This window comes from Streptomyces sp. NPDC005722 (assembly GCF_040630935.1).
GTDB lineage: Bacteria > Actinomycetota > Actinomycetes > Streptomycetales > Streptomycetaceae > Actinacidiphila.
In genome coordinates, this window is sequence record NZ_JBEXYN010000079.1 from 1 (window position 1) to 18672 (window position 18672).

The 18672-nt window shown below is 71.3% G+C and carries 19 protein-coding genes and 1 rRNA gene; 12 read left to right on the forward strand and 8 right to left on the reverse strand.

Going from position 1 to position 18672, the window contains the following annotated elements; all coding sequences use genetic code 11:
- The first annotated feature begins 152 nt into the window (after window positions 1–152).
- From pstC to pstB, 3 genes are read left to right on the forward strand one after another with little or no spacing between them, the layout of a single operon-like run.
- Window positions 153–1142 carry a phosphate ABC transporter permease subunit PstC gene (pstC, locus tag ABZ479_RS40310; RefSeq protein WP_499608900.1) on the forward strand — a complete coding sequence of 330 codons (990 nt, stop codon included), beginning with the start codon at window positions 153–155 and terminating at the stop codon, window positions 1140–1142.
- Entirely contained in the window at window positions 1139–2212 is a 1074-nt protein-coding gene (gene pstA / locus ABZ479_RS40315) for a phosphate ABC transporter permease PstA (RefSeq protein WP_500466227.1), read from the forward strand. Before pstC ends, pstA begins: the two co-directional genes overlap by 4 nt.
- A 43-nt stretch (window positions 2213–2255) precedes the next feature.
- A complete protein-coding gene (gene pstB, locus ABZ479_RS40320) occupies window positions 2256–3032 on the forward strand; it encodes a phosphate ABC transporter ATP-binding protein PstB (RefSeq protein WP_499608896.1) in 777 nt (258 codons plus the stop codon).
- A 192-nt stretch (window positions 3033–3224) separates the two neighbouring features.
- On the opposite strand, the gene ABZ479_RS40325 is transcribed toward pstB, so the two are convergent.
- The gene (locus tag ABZ479_RS40325) at window positions 3225–4223 is read right to left on the reverse strand and encodes an inorganic phosphate transporter (protein WP_500466228.1); all 999 of its coding nucleotides are present in this window, start codon (window positions 4221–4223) and stop codon (window positions 3225–3227) included.
- 5 nt (window positions 4224–4228) lie between these two features.
- Entirely contained in the window at window positions 4229–4849 is a 621-nt protein-coding gene (locus tag ABZ479_RS40330) for a DUF47 domain-containing protein (protein ID WP_026251102.1), read from the reverse strand.
- A 194-nt stretch (window positions 4850–5043) separates the two neighbouring features.
- On the opposite strand from ABZ479_RS40330, the gene ABZ479_RS40335 reads away from it, so the two are divergent.
- Window positions 5044–5454, forward strand: coding sequence for a metal-sensitive transcriptional regulator (locus ABZ479_RS40335; protein WP_500466229.1), 411 nt, complete (start codon window positions 5044–5046; stop codon window positions 5452–5454).
- Here the strand turns inward: ABZ479_RS40335 and ABZ479_RS40340 are convergent.
- Both ABZ479_RS40340 and ABZ479_RS40345 read right to left on the reverse strand, forming a co-directional pair.
- Window positions 5451–5657, reverse strand: a complete 207-nt coding sequence (locus ABZ479_RS40340; RefSeq protein WP_500466230.1) for a hypothetical protein — start codon at window positions 5655–5657, stop codon at window positions 5451–5453. The genes ABZ479_RS40335 and ABZ479_RS40340 overlap by 4 nt on opposite strands.
- Window positions 5658–5727: 70 nt before the next feature.
- Window positions 5728–6582: an SCO4651 family lipoprotein gene (locus tag ABZ479_RS40345; RefSeq protein WP_500466231.1), complete on the reverse strand. Its 855-nt coding sequence runs from the start codon at window positions 6580–6582 to the stop codon at window positions 5728–5730.
- Between the two features lie 93 nt (window positions 6583–6675).
- Here ABZ479_RS40345 and ABZ479_RS40350 point away from each other — a divergent pair, with 93 nt between their 5' ends.
- Both ABZ479_RS40350 and ABZ479_RS40355 read left to right on the forward strand, forming a co-directional pair.
- Entirely contained in the window at window positions 6676–6831 is a 156-nt protein-coding gene (locus tag ABZ479_RS40350) for a hypothetical protein (RefSeq protein WP_500466232.1), read from the forward strand.
- Between the two features lie 120 nt (window positions 6832–6951).
- Window positions 6952–8511: an FAD-binding oxidoreductase gene (locus tag ABZ479_RS40355; protein WP_500466233.1), complete on the forward strand. Its 1560-nt coding sequence runs from the start codon at window positions 6952–6954 to the stop codon at window positions 8509–8511.
- A gap of 24 nt (window positions 8512–8535) precedes the next feature.
- Here the strand turns inward: ABZ479_RS40355 and ABZ479_RS40360 are convergent, their stop codons facing one another.
- Together ABZ479_RS40360 and ABZ479_RS40365 are read right to left on the reverse strand one after the other, a co-directional pair.
- Window positions 8536–9225, reverse strand: coding sequence for a phosphatase PAP2 family protein (locus tag ABZ479_RS40360; RefSeq protein ID WP_500466234.1), 690 nt, complete (start codon window positions 9223–9225; stop codon window positions 8536–8538).
- 200 nt (window positions 9226–9425) lie between these two features.
- Window positions 9426–10364, reverse strand: a complete 939-nt coding sequence (locus ABZ479_RS40365; RefSeq protein WP_500466240.1) for a C40 family peptidase — start codon at window positions 10362–10364, stop codon at window positions 9426–9428.
- 391 nt (window positions 10365–10755) lie between these two features.
- On the opposite strand from ABZ479_RS40365, the gene ABZ479_RS40370 reads away from it, so the two are divergent.
- From ABZ479_RS40370 to ABZ479_RS40395, 6 genes are all read left to right on the forward strand, one after another.
- On the forward strand, window positions 10756–11064 hold the full coding sequence (locus ABZ479_RS40370) for a DUF8827 family protein (RefSeq protein ID WP_018559685.1): 309 nt from the start codon (window positions 10756–10758) through the stop codon (window positions 11062–11064).
- Between the two features lie 130 nt (window positions 11065–11194).
- Window positions 11195–12016 carry a DUF8175 domain-containg protein gene (locus ABZ479_RS40375; protein WP_500466235.1) on the forward strand — a complete coding sequence of 274 codons (822 nt, stop codon included), beginning with the start codon at window positions 11195–11197 and terminating at the stop codon, window positions 12014–12016.
- A complete protein-coding gene (locus ABZ479_RS40380) occupies window positions 12006–13292 on the forward strand; it encodes a hypothetical protein (RefSeq protein ID WP_500466236.1) in 1287 nt (428 codons plus the stop codon). Before ABZ479_RS40375 ends, ABZ479_RS40380 begins: the two co-directional genes overlap by 11 nt.
- Window positions 13289–14839, forward strand: coding sequence for an SCO6880 family protein (locus tag ABZ479_RS40385; protein ID WP_500466237.1), 1551 nt, complete (start codon window positions 13289–13291; stop codon window positions 14837–14839). Before ABZ479_RS40380 ends, ABZ479_RS40385 begins: the two co-directional genes overlap by 4 nt.
- 157 nt (window positions 14840–14996) lie before the next feature.
- Window positions 14997–16382, forward strand: a complete 1386-nt coding sequence (locus ABZ479_RS40390) for an ATP-binding protein (protein WP_499609086.1) — start codon at window positions 14997–14999, stop codon at window positions 16380–16382.
- Window positions 16383–16396: 14 nt separating this feature from the next.
- A complete protein-coding gene (locus tag ABZ479_RS40395; protein WP_500466238.1) occupies window positions 16397–17995 on the forward strand; it encodes a type IV secretory system conjugative DNA transfer family protein in 1599 nt (532 codons plus the stop codon).
- A gap of 8 nt (window positions 17996–18003) precedes the next feature.
- Here the strand turns inward: ABZ479_RS40395 and ABZ479_RS40400 are convergent, their stop codons facing one another.
- Complete coding sequence (locus ABZ479_RS40400; RefSeq protein WP_500466239.1) at window positions 18004–18513, reverse strand: GNAT family N-acetyltransferase; 510 nt, start codon at window positions 18511–18513, stop codon at window positions 18004–18006.
- A 68-nt stretch (window positions 18514–18581) separates the two neighbouring features.
- Window positions 18582–18672: ribosomal RNA gene (gene rrf, locus ABZ479_RS40405) — 5S ribosomal RNA — on the reverse strand; the annotation flags it as partial.

An 18672-nucleotide genomic window follows, 5' to 3' on the forward strand; every position in this document is an offset into this window, starting at 1 on the left:
GCCGGACCCTCGGGACAGCCCCGAGAAGACCTTGTCGCCGATGCGCGTGACGTTGGCCCCGGCGTGCCTCGCGGTCGTTGGCGGGGCCGGCCGTACTTCCGGTGCACCGCCGCCGGGGGAGCGATCCCCCACCCAGACCGGAGTAGAAACCGATGGCTATAACTGCACAGAACCCCACCCCGCCAACGACCGCGAGGCACGCCGGGGCCAACGTCACGCGCATCGGCGACAAGGTCTTCTCGGGGCTGTCCCGAGGGTCCGGCATCCTGCTGCTGGTGATCATGGCGTCGATCGCGGTCTTCCTGACGATCCGCGCGATCAACGCGATCTCCAAGGACCACGGCAACTTCCTGACCACCTTCGAGTGGAACGCCAACGCCAACCCGCCGGTCTTCGGCATCGCGGTGCTGGCCTACGGCACGATCGTCAGCTCGATCATCGCGATGGCCATCGCGGTCCCGATCGCGGTCGGCATCGCGCTGTTCATCTCGCACTACGCGCCGCGCCGCATCGCGTCCCCGCTGTCGTACATCGTCGACCTGCTCGCCGCGGTGCCCAGCATCATCTACGGCCTGTGGGGCGCACTCTTCCTGGTCCCGCACATGACCGGCCTGAACATGTGGCTGGACGACTACCTCGGCTGGACCGTCGTCTTCGAGAAGGAAGACCCGCAGGGCGCCGCCCGCTCGATCTTCACCGTCGGCATCCTGCTGGCGATCATGATCCTCCCGATCATCACCAACGTCAGCCGTGAGGTCTTCCGGCAGGTGCCGCGGATGCACGAGGAGGCCGCCCTGGCCCTCGGCGCGACCCGCTGGGAGACCATCCGCATGTCGGTGCTCCCCTTCGCCCGCTCCGGCATCATCAGCGCCTCGATGCTCGGTCTCGGCCGCGCCCTCGGCGAGACGATGGCCGTGGCCACGGTGCTGTCCGCCGCGCCCATCCTCTCGATCCACGTCCTGGACCCGGTCGGCGGCACCTTCTCCCAGAACATCGTCGCCAAGTTCGGCGAGGCCAACGAGTTCGGCCGTGACGCCCTGATCGCCTCCGGTCTGGTGCTGTTCGTCATCACGCTGCTCGTCAACGGCGCCGCCCGCGCGATCATCGCCAAGCGCAAGGAATACTCGGGGGCCAACGCATGAGCCACGCAGTCGCAGACAAGCGCTCCGCCCCCGTGGTGCCGCAGCGCGCCCTGGCCCAGCGCCGGCTCCCCAAGTGGGCCCCCGCGGGCATCGCGGTCGGCGCGATCGTGCTCGCCGTCGGCATCGGCCTCGGCGGCGGCCTGGACAGCAAGGTCCAGTGGGGCCTGATCGCCGTCCTGCTGTTCGTCCTCGGCACCTACGCGATCGCCGCCGCGGTCGAGGGCCGCCGCCAGGCCAAGGACCGCGTCGCCACCAGCGTGATCTGGGCGTCCTTCGTCCTCGCCGCGCTCCCGCTGTACTCGCTGATCCAGACCACGGTCAGCAAGGGCGTCAAGATCCTCGACGGCGCCTTCCTGTCGCACTCCATGAACGGCGTGCTGACCATCGGTGAGGGCGGCGGCGTCTACCACGCCATCATCGGCACCCTGGAGCAGGTCGGCATCGCGACGGTCATCGCGGCCCCGATCGGCATGCTGACCGCCGTCTACCTGGTCGAGTACGGCAAGGGCCGGCTCGCCCAGGCGGTGACCTTCTTCGTCGACGTCATGACGGGCATCCCGTCGATCGTCGCGGGTCTGTTCATCCTGTCGACCTGGAACCTGCTGCTGGGCTTCGGCCCCTCGGGCTTCGCCGGCTCGATGGCCCTGGCCATCCTGATGATGCCGGTGGTCGTCCGCTCCACCGAGGAGATGCTCAAGCTCGTCCCCAACGAGCTGCGCGAGGCCTCGCTGGCGCTCGGTGTCCCCAAGTGGCGCACCATCGTGAAGGTGGTCGTCCCGACCGCGATCGGCGGCATCACCACGGGCGTCATGCTCGCGGTCGCCCGCATCGCCGGTGAGAGCGCCCCCATCGCGCTGTTGGTCTTCGGCAACAACCTGATCAACAACGACCCGTTCAACGGCCCCCAGGCCTCGCTGCCGTTCTACATCTACCAGCAGTACCAGAACGGCAACGACGCCAGCTACGACCGGGCGTGGGCGGCGGCACTCGTGCTGATCGCCTTCGTCATGATCCTGAACCTCCTGGCCCGCGGCATCGCGCGCTGGAAGGCCCCGAAGACCGGTCGCTGACGCGGCCAACATCAGCGACCCAAGGATTGCGAGCAACACCACCATGGCCAAGCGAATCGATGTCAGCGGACTGTCCGCCTACTACGGCGGCTTCAAGGCGATCGACGACATCTCGATGAACATCGAGCCGCGCACGGTGACGGCCTTCATCGGCCCCTCCGGCTGCGGCAAGTCCACCTTCCTGCGCACCCTGAACCGCATGCACGAGGTCACCCCCGGCGGCCGCGTCGAGGGCAAGGTGATGCTGGACGACGAGAACCTGTACGGCGCGGGCGTGGACCCGGTCTCCGTGCGCCGCACGGTCGGCATGGTCTTCCAGCGCCCCAACCCGTTCCCGACCATGTCGGTCTACGACAACGTCGCGGCCGGCCTGAAGCTCAACGGCGTCAAGCGCAAGAGCGACCTCGACGCGATCGTCGAGAAGTCGCTGGTCGGCGCCAACCTCTGGAACGAGGTCAAGGACCGCCTCAACAAGCCCGGTTCGGGCCTGTCCGGCGGTCAGCAGCAGCGTCTGTGCATCGCCCGCGCCATCGCGGTCGAGCCCCAGGTCCTGCTCATGGACGAGCCCTGCTCCGCGCTCGACCCGATCTCCACCCTCGCCATCGAGGACCTGATCGGCGAGCTCAAGGAACGCTTCACCATCGTCATCGTGACCCACAACATGCAGCAGGCCGCGCGCGTCTCCGACCGCACCGCCTTCTTCAACCTCTCGGCGGTCGGACAGCCCGGCAAGCTCATCGAGATCGACGACACGGAGCGGATCTTCTCCAACCCCTCCGTCCAGGCGACCGAGGACTACATCTCCGGCCGCTTCGGCTGATCGGTCCCGCAGCCGCCCACAGCGTCCTGCGGTGCTGCATGGCGGTGCCACCGCAAGGCGAAGGGCCCGCTCCCCGTTCGGGGGGCGGGCCCATTTGCGTCGCGCCCGGGAAAGGCCGGAGGCGGCGGCCGGTGCCCGGCCGCCGCCTCCTCCTCGTACCGCTCCCGGTGTGCTCCGGGCCGTGCGCCCGGTTCAGCCGAAGGCCGCGTGCACCACCGCGTAGACCAGCGCGGCCACCAGCGCCGCCGCCGGCATCGTGATGAACCAGCCGGTCACGATGTTCTTGGCGACGCCCCAGCGGACCGCGTTGACCCGCTTCGTCGCGCCCACGCCCATGATCGCCGAGGTGATGACGTGGGTCGTGGAGATCGGCGCCTTGAAGATGTAGGCCGTCGTGTAGAGGATCGACGCCGCGGTGGTCTCCGCGGCGAAGCCCTGCGGCGGGTCCAGCTCGATGATCTTGCGGCCGAGGGTCCGCATGATGCGCCAGCCGCCCGCGTACGTACCGAGGGAGAGCATCGCGGCGCAGGCGAACTTCACCCACAGCGGGATGCCGTCGCCTTCCTCCTGGACGTCGGCGATGGTCAGCGCGAGCACCACGACGCCCATCGTCTTCTGCGCGTCCTGCAGGCCGTGGCCGAGCGCCATGCCCGCGGCCGACACGGTCTGCGCGATCCGGAAGCCCCGCTTGGCCTTGTGGGGGTTGGCCCTGCGGAAGAGCCACAGGATGGCCAGCATCACCAGGTAGCCGACGACCAGGCCGACGATCGGCGAGAGGAACATCGGCAGGATGACCTTGTCCACCACCCCGGACCAGATGACCCCGGTGCCGCCGGCCATCGCCGCGCCGACCAGACCGCCGAACAGCGCGTGGCTGCTGGAGGAGGGCAGGCCGTAGTACCAGGTGATCAGGTTCCAGACGATCGCCCCGACCAGCCCGGCGAAGAGGATGGCCATGCCGGTCTGCCCGTGCGGCGTCTCGATCAGGCCCTCGCTGACGGTGTGGGCGATGCCGGTGCCCAGGAAGGCGCCGGCGAGGTTCATCACCGCGGCCATCGCCAGCGCGGCCCGCGGGGTCAGCGCCCTGGTGGACACGGAGGTGGCGATGGCGTTCGCGGAGTCGTGGAAGCCGTTGGTGTACGTGAAGAAGAGCGCGACGGCGATGGTCACGACCAGAGAGAAGGTCTCCACCGCGGTCAGGACTCCTTGACCGCGATGGTCTCCACGGTGTTGGCCACGTGCTCGAAGGCGTCCGCCGCCTCCTCCAGGACGTCCACGATCTGTTTCAGCTTCAGCACCTCGATGGCGTCGTACTTGCCGTTGAAGAGGTGGGCCAGCAGCTTGCGGTGGATCTGGTCCGCCTGGTTCTCCAGCCGGTTGACCTCGATCCAGTACTCGGTGAGGTTGTCCATGGTGCGCAGGTGCGGCATCGCCTCGGCGGTCAGCTCGGCCGCCCGGGCCAGCACCTCGATCTGCTGCTCCACCCCCCGGGGCAGCTCCTCGACCTGGTACAGCACGACCAGGTCGACGGCCTCCTCCATGAAGTCCATGATGTCGTCGAGGGACGAGGCCAGCGAGTAGATGTCCTCACGGTCGAAGGGCGTGATGAAGGAGGAGTTCAGCTGGTGGAAGATCGCGTGCGTCGCGTCGTCGCCCGCGTGCTCCGCGGCACGCATCCTTTCGGCGATCTCCGAGCGGGTGGCCGAATCGGCCCCGAGCAGTTCCATGAGGAGCTTCGACCCTGTGACGATGTTGTCCGCGGATGCGGCGAACATGTCGTAGAAGCTCGTCTCCCTGGGGGTCAGACGAAAGCGCACGTGAAGTCCTCGGAATACATCGGTTTCGGTCGCATTGATGCTAGGCGCATCATCCGGCCACAGCTAACCGGCGTCCTACAGTGTCGCTCATCGGCGAGGGTCCGCCCCAGCAGGGGTTCTCCGCGCACCCTCGCACATGGGGGCGAATTCGGTACGATATACCCGGCCGGGGTATAGGGGGCAGGAGGGACATCATGACGGTCACCGAGACCGGTGGCGCCGAGGAGCAGGCGCAGTCGCCGGCGGACGCCGCCGGGCACGCCGACACCGCCGGGGACAGCTCCCCGGAGCGCGGGCACGAGGCGCACGGGCACGAGGCGCACCAGCACGGCTACGCCAAGCAGAAGGACCAGCACCTCAAGCGGCTGCGCCGCATCGAGGGGCAGATCCGCGGTCTGCAGCGCATGGTGGAGCAGGACGTGTACTGCATCGACATCCTCACCCAGGTGTCGGCCGGTACGAAGGCTCTTCAGTCCTTCGCTCTCCAGTTGCTGGAGGAGCACCTGCGGCACTGCGTCGCGGACGCCGCGGCGAAGGGCGGACCGGAGGCCGACGACAAGGTGGCGGAGGCCACCGCCGCCATAGCCCGGCTGCTCCGGAGCTAGCGGCCGGCCCCCGCCGACTGCCTGGTCCCCTGCGCGGGCACGCGGGGGCCCACGTTCAGCACCTCGTCGATGCGCTCGGGACTCAGCCGTTCCTCGGTCGTCGCCGACGCCGCGATCATCAGCTCGCAGCACAGCTCGATCTCCGCGAGGGCCACGTGGACCTGGTCGTCCTGGTCCAGGAGCCACACCGCCACGTGCACCACCTCCTCCCCGCCCAGCGTAGGGACCGGTGCACGGTCCGTGCATGACACGGACGGGCCATTTCGGCAAGCCTCAGGGGCCGGTCGCAGAAACGATCTTCCCCGTGTAGATGTCGGTCCCGCGGGGCAGGGTGACCCGCACCGGCGCCCCGAAACCATACATCCCAGTGGTCGAGACCACCGTGACCTGGGTCGGCGCGCTGCGTGCGCCGGCGCCCGCCCCGTTGCTGAAGGTGAAGCGCTGCCGCACCTTGCGCAGCCGGCCCTCCTCGTCGAGCCAGGCGTCGAACGGCACCCGGGTCACGGTGAAGCCCTCCGCCGCGGCCACGAGCTCGGCCCGTACCAGCGGGGAGGCGAGCCGAGCGGCGTCCGCGATGTCCGTGACCCCCCGGTAGTGGCGCACCCGCACCCCGTCCAGGGTCTCCGTCCCGGTCCGCCGCACCTCCCGCGCCGCCCGCAGCAGCTCCGCGGCCACCAGGGGGTCGGTCGCGCCGCCCGTGACGAGGTTGCCGTCCGGCAGCCGGGTCGTGTCGACCCGCACCCACTTGTCGGCGGGCACGCCCTCGCCGCGGTTCTTCATGTAGAGGGCGCCGGGCGTCAGCAGCTCCGTGACCGGTTCGTGCTCCGCGTCACCGGCCGCGTCCGGCGGGAGGACGACCTGGAGCCTGCCGCGCCGCTCGGCGTAGTCGAAGACCCCGGTCCCCGTGATGGCGATCTTCGTGCCGCCGCTGGCCATCTCCATCGACGTGACGACCTTCGAGGTGCCCCCGGCGGCCAGCGAGTCCACCGCCTGCCGCAGCGTCTCCCCGGGGTCGCCCGGGAGGCTGTCCACCTCGGCGGCCTGCCCGCGGGCCGAGCACCCCGCCACCGCCAGCACGCACAACCCGAGACCCACGGCTGCCGCGGTCGCCCGGCCGAGCTGCCCCATCTCCGCCAACCCCCTGCACCATTTGCCGCGCCTCGGACGTCGTCGGGCATAACGAGGGTCAGGGCACCGCGTCACGGCCGGTAGCTTTGTTCCGTGCCTCCCAGCGACCCGCCCGCGCCCGAGCACCGGGCCGGCACCACGGAGAAGGGCGCCTTCTCCCACGCGACCTGCGTCTGCGGCTGGCGGGGCCCGGCCCGCCGCGCCCGCGACCGCGCCCGACGCGACGCCACCGAGCACGAGCGGGACTGACCGCCGCCTTCCCGGCGGACGTCCCCGGCGGACGTCACATCCCTCCTCCGCAACCGGTCACCTGTTCCCCACCGTCCTCACGGACGACCACACGGGGGAAGCGGAGCGGGAGGCCCCACCTTGAACCGACGAACTTTGATCCGCGGCGGCGCAGGCATCGCCGCGGCGGGCTGGCTGACCGCAGCCTGCACCCCTGACGGCGGCCGCCCCGCGCACGCGAACAGCCCCGCCCCCGGCACCCCCGGCACCCCCGCGACGTCCGCAGGCGCCGCCCCGCCCAGCGCCTCGCCGACCGCCCGCCCGGACTGGAAGGCCCTCGGCGGCGCCCTGGACGGCCGCCTCGTCATGCCCGACGACGCGGACTACGCCACCGCCCGCCTGCTGTACAACACCCGCTTCGACGGACAGCGCCCGGCCGCCGTGGCGTACGTCTCCGGTACCGAGGACGTCCGCGAGTGCCTGGACTTCGCGGGCCGTACCGGCGTCCCCGTCTCGGTCCGCAACGGCGGGCACTCGTACGCCGGCTACTCCGGCGGCAAGGGCCGGCTCGTCCTCGACGTCTCCTCGATGTCCTCGGTGGGCCTGTCCGGCGGGACGGCGACCGTCGGGGCCGGCGCGAAGCTCATCGACGTCTACACCCGGCTCGGGGCGAGCGGGCGCACCCTGCCGGCCGGCTCCTGCCCGACGGTCGGCATATCCGGCCTCACCCTCGGCGGCGGCCACGGCGTGCTCAGCCGCGCGTACGGACTGACCTGCGACAGCCTCACCGGCGCCGAGATCGTCACGGCGGGCGGCCGGGTGCTGCGCTGCAGCGCCGACGAGAACCCGGAGCTGTTCTGGGCGCTGCGCGGCGCGGGTGGCGGCCAGTTCGGCGTCGTCACCAAGCTGACGTTCGACACGCAGGCCTCGCCCCAGGTCGTCACCGGCTACCTGAGCTGGCCCTGGAGCAAGGCGGCCGCCGTCCTGCGCGCCTGGCAGGAATGGGGGCCCGACCAGCCCGACGAGATCTGGTCCGCGCTCCACCTGGACAAGTCGGGCACCGGCTCCCCGCAGATCAGCATCGCCACCGTGGGCATCACCTCGCGCGACGGACTCGCGAACGCCGTCGACCGGCTCGCCGACACCATCGGCGCCTCCGCGACCAGCGTCTCCCTGCACCCGCGCAGCTACCTCGACGCGGCCCTCGCCTACGCGGGCTGCTCGAACCTGAGCACCGCCCAGTGCCACCTGCCCGGCACCACCCCGGGCCGCAGCCCCTCCGGCCGCCTCGGGCGGGAGACGTACGCGGCGCGCTCCGACTTCTACGACCGCTCGCTGTCCGCCGCGGGCATCCAGACCCTCCTGTCCCAGGTGGAGGGGCTCCGCTCCGGCTCCGGCAGCGTCTCGCTCACCGCGCTCGGCGGCGCCGTCAACCGCGTCGCGCCCACGGCCACCGCCTTCGTGCACCGGCGCTCGCGCTTCCTGGCCCAGTACATAGAGTCCCCCGGCACGACGAACTGGCTCTCCGGACTCCACGCCGCCATGCGCCGCCACGCCTCCGGCGCGGCGTACCAGAACTACACCGACGCCACGCTGAGCGACTGGCGCTCCGCCTACTACGGCTCGGCCGCCGACAAGCTGACCCGCCTGAAGGCGCGCTACGACCCCTCGCGGCTGTTCAGCTTCCAGCAGGCGCTCTGAGCCGTCCGCACGCCGGCGGAGCCGTCAGGCGGCCAGGTCCTTCCCGACCGCCGACGGCTCCGGGTAGGGCTCGCCGCGGCGTGCCTCCGGCCGGCCCGGCGCCTGCACGAGCACGCCCAGCCGGGAATCGGCCACGGCCTTGGCCAGCGGGGTCAGCAGGGCCAGCGCCGCCGGGGCGAGCAGCAGCGCCACGGCCGTGCCGAGGGCGAAGCCGCCCAGCACGTCGGTCGGGTAGTGCACGCCCATGTAGACCCGGCAGAAACCCTCGGCCAGCGCCACCGCGACGGCCGCCAGGCCCCACTTGCGGCTGACCATGAACAGGCCCATCGCGACGGCCATCGTCAAGGTGGCGTGGTCGCTGACGAAGGAGAAGTCGGTCTTCCCCTTCACCAGGACGTCGATGCCCTTGTGCTCGACGAAGGGCCGGGGCCGGTCCACGAAGTTGCGCAGCGGCACGTTGAGCACCAGCGCGATCGCCGCCGCCAGCCCGGACCAGATCACGCCCGCCACGGCCGTCGGCGCCTCGGCGCCGCTGCGGCGGGCCACGCGCCACCAGCACCAGCCGGCGATCAGCACCATGAGCACGATCAGGCCGTACTCGCCGACGGCCTCCATCACACGGTCGAACCAGCGCGGGGCATCCTTGGCGAGCCCGTTGATGTCGCGGAGCAGGCTGACGTCGGGGTTCGAGCCGTCCAGCGAGAGCTCTGCCACCGGTGTCCCCTAACTGTCTTCCGCCGCACCCCCGTGCACGTCCGCGTGGGAGTCGATTCTCCCCCGTCCAACGGGCGGCACGGTACGTCGCGTTCCGGTCTCCACCGGATGATCACCAAGGCGTTATCGAAGGGAGACACGTTCCCGCATGCCGGGACCCGGTGTTCCCCCAGGGCGACGCCGCGGCGGGCGCGCGGCGGTCACACCGCCGCCGCGCCCGCCGCCGTCACCCGCGTCGCCCCGATGTAGTCCGGGGTGTCGATCTTGTCGAAGCGGATCACCGCGCCCGTGTAGGGAGCGTTGATCATGTAGCCGCCGCCGACGTAGATCCCCACGTGGTGGATGGACCGCGGGTCGGTCAGGTCGTACGCGAAGAAGACCAGGTCGCCCGGGAGCAGCTCGTCCCGCTTCGGGTGCGCTCCGGCGTTCCACTGGTCGTTGGCCACGCGCGGCAGTTCGATGCCCACCGAGTGGTACGCCGCCTTCGTCAGGCCCGAGCAGTCGAAGCGGCCGTCGTGCTCCGGCGTGCCGTTGCCGCCCCACAAGTACGGCGTGCCCAGCTTCTCCTGGGCGTAGTAGATCGCGCCCGCCGCCTGCCGCGACGGCCCGACCGGGCCCACCGGGGCCGCGAAGCTCTTCTGCAGCGTCGTGATGATCCGGACGTAGTTCTGCGTCTCCCGGATCCTCGGCACCCCGCCGGACCGGATGACCCGGTACGCGCCGGCGTTGTAGGCGGCGAGCATGTTCTCGGTCGGGTCCCCGGGGACGTCCTTGACGTAGCGGGCCAGCTCGCAGTCGTACGAGGCCGCCGAGGGGATCGCGTCCGCCGGGTCCCACACGTCGCGGTCCCCGTCCCCGTCGCCGTCCACGCCGTGCGTCGCCCACGTGCCGGGGATGAACTGCGCTATCCCCTGCGCCTGCGCCGGGCTCTGCGCCCGCGGGTTCCAGCCGCTCTCCTGGTACAGCTGGGCCGCCAGCAACGCCGGGTCGATGGCGTCGCAGAGGTTCCCCCACTTCTGCACCAGGTCCTGGTACGCCGACGGCACCGCCCCCCTGGCGAGCGTCACCGCGCCGCCGCCGCCCGTCAGCTTCGCCGCGACCAGGTACGTGCCGACGACGAGCAGCATGACGAACGACATGAACAGGCCACCCACGACCCCCGACACCAGCCAGGCCTTCCGCGCGGTCCGCGAAGCCGCCGTCACCCGCCCCACCCCTTCGTCGCTTCACCCTGCCCGGCACGGAAGGTGACGGTGCGCCAGGCCCTGGGGAGCATCCCCACCCTCAGCGCCGCCAATCGTTGCCCTCCGCTCACCACCGTGATACACAGAGTAGTCAACAATGTCTCATCGAACACCGGATCGCACGCCAGTGTGTCCAGTCTGACGGTTGCGGCCCGGATCACACGGGGGAATCGGCTGAGAAAGTCGCTGAGTCGACATACGTCGGCGGCATCCTCCGCCAAGATAGACCTTGGCTCCTTGCGCCCCGGCGAGGACGTCAACTGATCTAGCGTGGTGGTGAGTTCTCATGTTCCTGGCGGCCGAGAAGGGCGATATCAACACCATCATCGGTGGAATCGCCCCGGACTGGGGGCCTTTCGGTTCCCTGGGGAACGAAGCACGCGTCATGATCGAGGTGGTCATGGCAGTGGCGATCCTGCTCTGCCTGGCCATCGCGATCTGGGGCGCGGCGAAACAGCGCATCGGAGCGACGGCGCTCCGCGACACCTTCAGTGCGGAGCAGGGCAAGGGGCTGATCATCGCCGGCCTGACCGGCGTGTTCATCATCGGCTCCCTCGGCACGCTCTTCACCATCGTCTACGGGATGGCGGTCTAGCGACCACGCGTCGGACTCCGCACCATCCCCCGCGCACTGTCCCCGAGGGGCCCGTCCCGGCCCCGCACCCCACCCGAGGCTGTCTGCTGATGCCCACTCACCCGATGACCCCCGAGGGGGCGAGCCCCCGATGAGCCTCGGCCAGGACGGCCCCCCGACCCGTACCCGTCTCCCGGAGCCCCCACCCGGCACGGGCGGGCCCTCCCGCCGTCCGCAGCGCTCCAGCCGCAACCTCGTCACGGTCGTCGGCGTCGTCGTGCTCCTCATCGCCGCCATCGCCTTCGCCAACCGCGGCGGCGGCTCCCCGTCCGGCTCCGCCGGCAGCGGCGGCCAGGACGCCGGCACCTCCAACGGCGCCCGCAGCCAGCCCACATCGCCCACCGGCACGAAGCCGGTGGACGGCAAGAACGCAGGCATCCCTACGGGGTTCGCCCGCACCGACCAGGGCGCGCAGTCCGCCGCCGCGAACTACGCCGTCGCGCTCGGCTCCGACGGCATGTTCGACGAGGCCCGGCGTCACACGATCGTCGCGGCGATCCACGCCCCCGAGGTCACCGACCGCCTGCAGGGCGACCTGGACCGCGCCTACTCTCCCGGTTTCCTCGCCAACGTGGGGCTCAACGAGGACGGAAGCGTGCCGGAGGGCTACACCTTCGTCTCCCGCACGGTCCCCGTCGGCACCCGTGTGACGGACTTCTCCAGGGACGCCGCGACCGTCGAGGTGTGGAGCACCGGCCTCGTCGGCCTGGCCGGCGAGGGCTCGACGAAGCCCGTGAGCCAGACGTGGTTCACCATCACCGAGCAACTCGTCTGGGTTGACGGGGACTGGAGAATCGAGAGGTCCAGCCAGCAGGAGGGCCCCGCGCCCGTGAACGGCGACAACCGTGCGGCCGCCGCCGACGAGATCGCCAACGCGGTACAGGGTTACGGAGGGTTCACGTATGCCAGGTAGCCACCGGCGCCGCGCGCTGTCCCTGACCGCCGTCTTCGCGGCCGCCCAGACGACCCTGGCCCTCGCCGCCTCACGCGCGGTCGCCGCCCCCAGCCCCACACCCAGCCCCAGCGGCAGCAACAACGCGTGCGACCTGATCGTGGGACAGGCACGCGACTACTGCGAGGGCGGCTCCGGGTCCAAGAACACCCCCAGCGTCGCGGACCCGCTCGACCCCCTGGACTCACTCGCGCGCGGCTGCGCCGACGCCGCCTCCTGGGTCATCGACGGCCTCTCCAAGGCCGTCAACAAGACCGCCGCCGTGGACTTCACCAACAAGGCGTTCCTCACCCAGTACGCCGTCGTCTTCGCCGCCTCCACCTTCCTCACGCTCCTCCTGTGGCTGCTGGCCGTCGCCAAGCGCGCCGTACGCGGGGTGCCGCTGACGGAGGCCCTGACCGAGGCGATCGGCTTCCTCTGGCTCACCGTGATCGCCTCCGCCTTCACGCCGCTGATCCTCTACACCGTCGTGTCGGCGACCGACGGCATCACAGAGGTCATCGCGTCGGGCACGGCCGCCGACACCGACACCTTCTTCGGCTCGTTCCAGGACGCGCTGACCAAGGACTCCGACATCGGCGGCGGCCCGATCATGCTGATCGTCGTCTCCCTGGTGTCCGTGCTCGCCGCCGGCGTCCTGTGGCTCGAACTCGTCATCCGCGCCGCCCTGCTGTACGTCGGCGCGCTGCTCGGCACCGCCGTCTACTCGGGCCTGGTCGACAAGAACATGTGGCACCACGTGCGCCGTTGGGCCGGGATCATGATCGCGGTGATCCTGGTCAAGCCGGTGATCGTGGTCGTGCTGGGCCTCGCGGGCGCGCTCAGCGGCTCCGACGGGCCCACCGCGTTCGGCGCCGTCGTGTCGGGCCTGGCCATCATCCTGCTGGCCATCTTCGCCAGCGCGATGATCTACCGCTTCGTCCCCGGCTTCGGCGACGACGTGGCGAGCCTGCGCAGCAACCGCAAGGCGAGCGCCGAGTCCCAGGCCGCCGCCGTCATCTCCTCCCCGGCCGCGCTGGTCAAGCAGGGCATCAAGACGCACAGCACCCGCGGCGGCCCCCAGGAGCAGGCCTCGGGCGGCGGTGCCCAGCCCGCGAACGCCGTGCCCAGCGGCATCGCCGCGCACAGCAGTCGCACCGGCACCGCCCCGGCACCGGCCCCCGCGCCGCGCACGAACCCTGACCGCGGCAACGGCGGCGGACCCAGCAGCAAGACAGCAGGAGGCGAAAGCCGGTGACGTCCCAGCCCTACGCCGCACCGCAGCAGCGCCGCACGTACCTGATCGGCAAGGCCCGTCCCAACGCCATCGTCGGCAAGAACCGCGAGACCGGCGAGATCGCGCTGATCATCGTCGGCGCGTTCCTCGGCATGATGTGCGGCCTGCTGATCCCCGTGCTGCCGCTGCGCATCCTGGGCCTGACGGGCTGGCCGCTGCTCGCCTTCGCCGCCGTCTACATGCCGTACCGGCGCCGCACCTTCTACCGCTGGTTCGAGATCAACCGCAGCTACCGCCGTACGCTGCGCTCCGCCGGGGCCTACCGATCCTCCGCCGCGGAGGCCGGCACCCGGCTCGACGGCCGCGAGGTGGAGATCGGCCCGCCGCCCGGCATCGGCCGCATCACCTGGCTGTCGGCGCCGTTCGGCCCGGACGAGATCGCCGTGCTGCTGCACGTCGACCGGCGCACCGTGACCGCCGCCATCGAGATCGAGGGCCCTGGCGTCGGCCTGCGCGACAGCGAGGACCAGGAGGCGCTGGTCGAGCGCTTCGGCACGCTCCTCAAGCACGTCGCCAACGGGGACGGCTTCGTCACCCGGCTGCAGATGCTCGCCCGCACCCTGCCCGCGGACCCCGACGCCCACGCCAAGGACGTCACCCAGCGTGGCGACGAGCGGGCCGAGCAGTGGCTCAAGGACTCCTACGACCAGCTGCAGTCGATGGTGTCGACCTCGTCCGAGCAGCACCGCGCCTACCTCGTCGCGTGCATGCACTACAGCCGCGAGCTCGCCGCCGAGGGCAACGCCATCGCCCGCGCCGCCGGCGGCGGCCGCAAGTCCCTGGACAAGGACGCGGGCATCGCGGCCGTCATGGCCCGCGAGCTGACCGACATCTGCGCCCGCCTCACCGAGGCCGACATCCGGGTCCGGCAGCCGCTCGGCCAGGCGCGGCTGGCGTCGCTCATCCACTCCATGTACGACCCGGACCACCCGATCGACCACATCCAGGCGATGACCCGCCGCAACGCCTGGCCGGCCGAACTGGACGCCACCGAGCCCACCTACCTCCAGGCCAAGACCCGCGAGTCGGCCACCCGCGCCCCCTGGAACCACTCCACGGCCTGGGTCAAGGAGTGGCCGCTGACCCCCGTCGGCGTCAACTTCCTCGCTCCGCTGCTGGTCCACACCCCGGACGTGATCCGCACCGTCGCGGTCTGCATGGACCTCGAGCCGACCGACGTCGCCATCGAGCGCATGCTCACCGAGAAGACCAACGACGACGCCGAAGCCAGCCGCGCCGCGAAGATGAACCGGGTCGTGGACCCCCGCGACATCGCCCACCACACCCGCATCGACCAGCGCGGCGAGGACCTCGCCTCCGGCGCGGCGGGCGTGAACCTGGTCGGCTACATCACGGTCTCCTCCCGGTCCCCGGAGGCGCTGGCCCGCGACAAGCGCACGATCCGCGCCTCGGCGGGCAAGTCGTACCTCAAGCTGGAGTGGTGCGACCGGGAGCACCACCGGGCGTTCGTCAACACGCTCCCGTTCGCGACCGGCATCCGCCGCTGAGGGGCCGGGAGGTAGCACCATGCGCCTGTGCGCACTTGACGCCCCGTCTCCAGGGACGGCGCTAATGGGAAGGACGACAGGGACAACGATGCCACGCCGGAGCCTGCGCCCCAGGCGCGACGACCGCTGACGCCGAGGAGGCGCTCCACCCATGGCCATGCTGGACCCCCTCGCAGCGATCACCGACGCCTTCACCAGCTTCCTCTTCGGCAAGGTGGAGACCACCCGACTCCCCGTCCGCACCTCCACGGGCCAGGCCCAGGCCGTCTACATGCCGACCGCCGCCCCCGGCCTGGGCGACTCCGGCGTGATCATCGGCCGCGAGGTCTACTCCGGCAAGGGCTACATCTACGACCCCTTCCAGCTGTACGGGCAGCAACTCCCGGCCCCCCACTGGCTGGTCCTCGGCGAGTCCGGCAACGGCAAGTCGGCCCTGGAGAAGACCTACGTCCTGCGGCAGCTGCGCTTCCGCGACCGCCAGGTCGTCGTCCTGGACGCCCAGGGCGAGGACGGCGTCGGCGAGTGGAACCTCATCGCCAAGGCGCTCGGAATAACTCCCATCCGCCTGGACCCGATGGCGGCCCTCGACGGGGGCATCAAGCTCAACCCGCTCGACCCGGCGATCACCACCACGGGCCAGCTCGCGCTGCTCCGCACGATCATCGAGGTCGCCATGGGCCGCGGCCTGGACGAGCGCTCCGGCTTCGCGCTGAAGGTCGCCCACGCCTACGTCCACGACACGGTCACCGACCGGCAGCCGATCCTCACCGACATCGTGGACCGGCTGCGGCACCCCATGGCCGACTCCGCCGAGTCGATGAACGTCGACCTGGAGGACGTCCGCGCCTGGGGCCTGGACGTGGCCCTCGTCCTGGACCGGCTCGTCGACGGCGACCTGCGCGGCATGTTCGACGGCCCCACGACGGCCGGCATCGACCTCGACGCCCCGCTGATCGTCTTCGACCTGTCCCACATCGACCGCAACTCCATCGCCATGCCGATCCTCATGGCGATCGTCGGCGTCTGGCTGGAGCACACCTGGATCCGCCCCGACCGGAAGAAACGCATCTTCCTGGTCGAGGAGGCCTGGCACATCATCAACAGCCCGTTCGTCGCGCAGCTCTTCCAGCGGCTGCTGAAGTTCGGCCGCCGGCTCGGCCTGTCCTTCGTCGCCGTCGTCCACCACCTCTCCGACGTGGTGGACGGCGCCGCCGCCAAGGAGGCCGCGGCGATCCTCAAGATGGCCTCCACGCGCACCATCTACGCCCAGAAGGCGGACGAGGCGCGCGCCACCGGCCGGGTGCTGGGCCTGCCCCGGTGGGCGGTGGAGATCATCCCCACCCTCACCCCCGGCATCGCCGTCTGGGACGTCAACGGCAACGTGCAGGTCGTCAAGCACCTCATCACCGAGACCGAACGGCCGCTGGTCTACACCGACCGCGCCATGACCGAGGCTTCGGCCGACGAGGACGACGGGACGGGTGGCTTCGACGAGTCCCGGGTCTCCCTCGACAAGCACATGGCCGACGACGCGGTGGCCTGAACGGGGACCTGACCATGGCGAGAGCGCAGCACCACGGACAGGGGAGCGAAGGCGGGATCCCCGACGGGCTGATCCTCGGCGTCATGGGCTTCCTGCTCGGGATGACGATCCTGGTGTGGACGGGCACCGGGGTGGCGGGCCTCGTCTCCCACGGGGCGTGGCCCGCCGAGGTGCACTTCACGCGCACCCCCGTCGCCATGCGCCACCTCATCGCCGAGCCCCACGACATCGCCGGGGCCTGGCGGCCCGCCCCGCCGGAGGGGCTGCCCGGCTCCGGGCTGTTCTGGGGCGTGTTCATCGGACAGTTGATGGTGCTCTTCGTCCTCACGGTCTTCGTGATGGGCGCCATCGCCCGTACCCGGCTGCGCCGCGCGGCACGGCGCACGGCACGCCGTACGGCCGCCCTGAAGGCCGCGGAGGCGGCCGAGGAGGCAGCGACCCCGGTCCGGGGCCCGCAGGCCCCGCAGCGGCCCGTGGAGGCCCCGGAGACGGCCGCCCCCGAGCCGGAACCCGTACCGGTGGGCCCGGCCGCCACGCCGCCGGCGCCCGACACCGCCCCCACGCCCGGTCCCGCCGGCCCCTCCGCCACCGCCGACCGCGAACTCACCCGCACCTGCGCCGCCTTCGCCGCCCTCCGCAGCGACAAGGGCAAGCGCCTCGTCCAGCCGGCCGTCCTCAACGCGGCCGGCCCCGTCCTCGTCACGACCGCCGACCCGGACACCTTCCACCAGACCGTCGGCAACCGCGCCAAGCTCGGCCCGGTCCACGTCTACGACCCGGCCCACCTCGTCGACACCCCGGCCCGGCTCCGCTGGGCCCCGCACTCGGGCTGCGAGGACGTCCCCACCGCCGTGACCCGCGCCCGCGCCCTGCTGTTCCCGGTGCGGCCGCGCGCCGCGGTCGACGCCGCGATGTTCGACGCCGCCGAGACCCTGCTGCGCTGCTGGCTGCACGCCGCCGCCGTCGACGGCCAGCCCTTCCGCCAGGTGCACCGCTGGGCGGGCGGCTCCTCCGGCCAGGACGCCGTCCGCATCCTGCGCACGCATCCCCGGGCCGCCTCCGGCTGGAGCGGCGAGCTCGAGTCCGTCCTCCACGCCCACGCACACCGCCGCGACGCCGCCCAGGCCCTCGTCCACCGCGCCCTGGAGTCCCTCAACTCCGTCCACATCCGGGACGCCTGCAATCCGGGACGCGCCGACGGCCTCGAGCTGGAGTCATTCCTCAAGGATCTGGGCACGCTCTATGTGGTGGGCGAGCCCAACGAGGACCCGCGAACCCACCCGGGTGCGATGCCGTTGCTGACCGCACTCGTCTCCAGCGTGGTCGAGCACGGCCGGCGCATGGCCGCAGGGTCACCCGCCGGTCGGCTCGACCCACCAATGACCCTGGTGCTGGACGACATCGCCGCCCTCGCCCCGATCCCGGAGCTCCCCGATCTCCTGGCCACCGGCACCTCCGCGGGGCTCCCCACCCTCGCTGTGCTGCGCTCCCCCGAACAGGCCCGCGACCACTGGCGCGCCCCGCTCTGGCACCGCGCCGACACCCGCCTCGTCCTCGGCACCCAGCCCCCCGCCCTCCTCGAAGAGGTCCCGGACGCAGTGCGGTTGCCCTAGCGCACCGACTACGGCCGCTCGAGCTCCATCTCGTACTCGGTCTGCGACTCGTCCAGCGGGAACGCCATCGTCCTCCCCGTCCTGACGAAGCCGAGACGCTTGTAGAACGCCTGCGCGCGGTTGTTGTCCTCGTGCACCCACAGTCGTACACGCCGCACCTGCTCCGGGAGCTCCCACGACCACGCGATCGCCGCACCGAGCAACTCCGCGGCCAGTCCGCCGCCCCGGAACTCCGGCCGCACGTACACACCCACCAGGTGCGTCTGCGGGACGGCGAACTCCTCGCCCGTCTCCACGAGTACGGCCACATTGGCGACGCGTTCCCCGGCCTCGTCCTCCGCGATGAACGACTGCGTGCGCGCCCGCTCCAGCCACACCGCGTCGTCGAACGCGGCCTCGGTGTCATGGGTGTTGACGAAGGCCACGCCGGCAGCGGGGTCCTTGAGTGCCTCGAGCCGCAGGGCCCGCTGGGCACGCCATTCGTCGGGACGGGACGCACGTATGGTGTAGCTGCTCATACCGCGATGGTACGCAAAAAAGCCCCGGCTCCCGAGTGATTAAACTCGGGAGCCGGGGCTCAATAATTGTTCGGCGGCGTCCTACTCTCCCACAGGGTCCCCCCTGCAGTACCATCGGCGCTGAAAGGCTTAGCTTCCGGGTTCGGAATGTAACCGGGC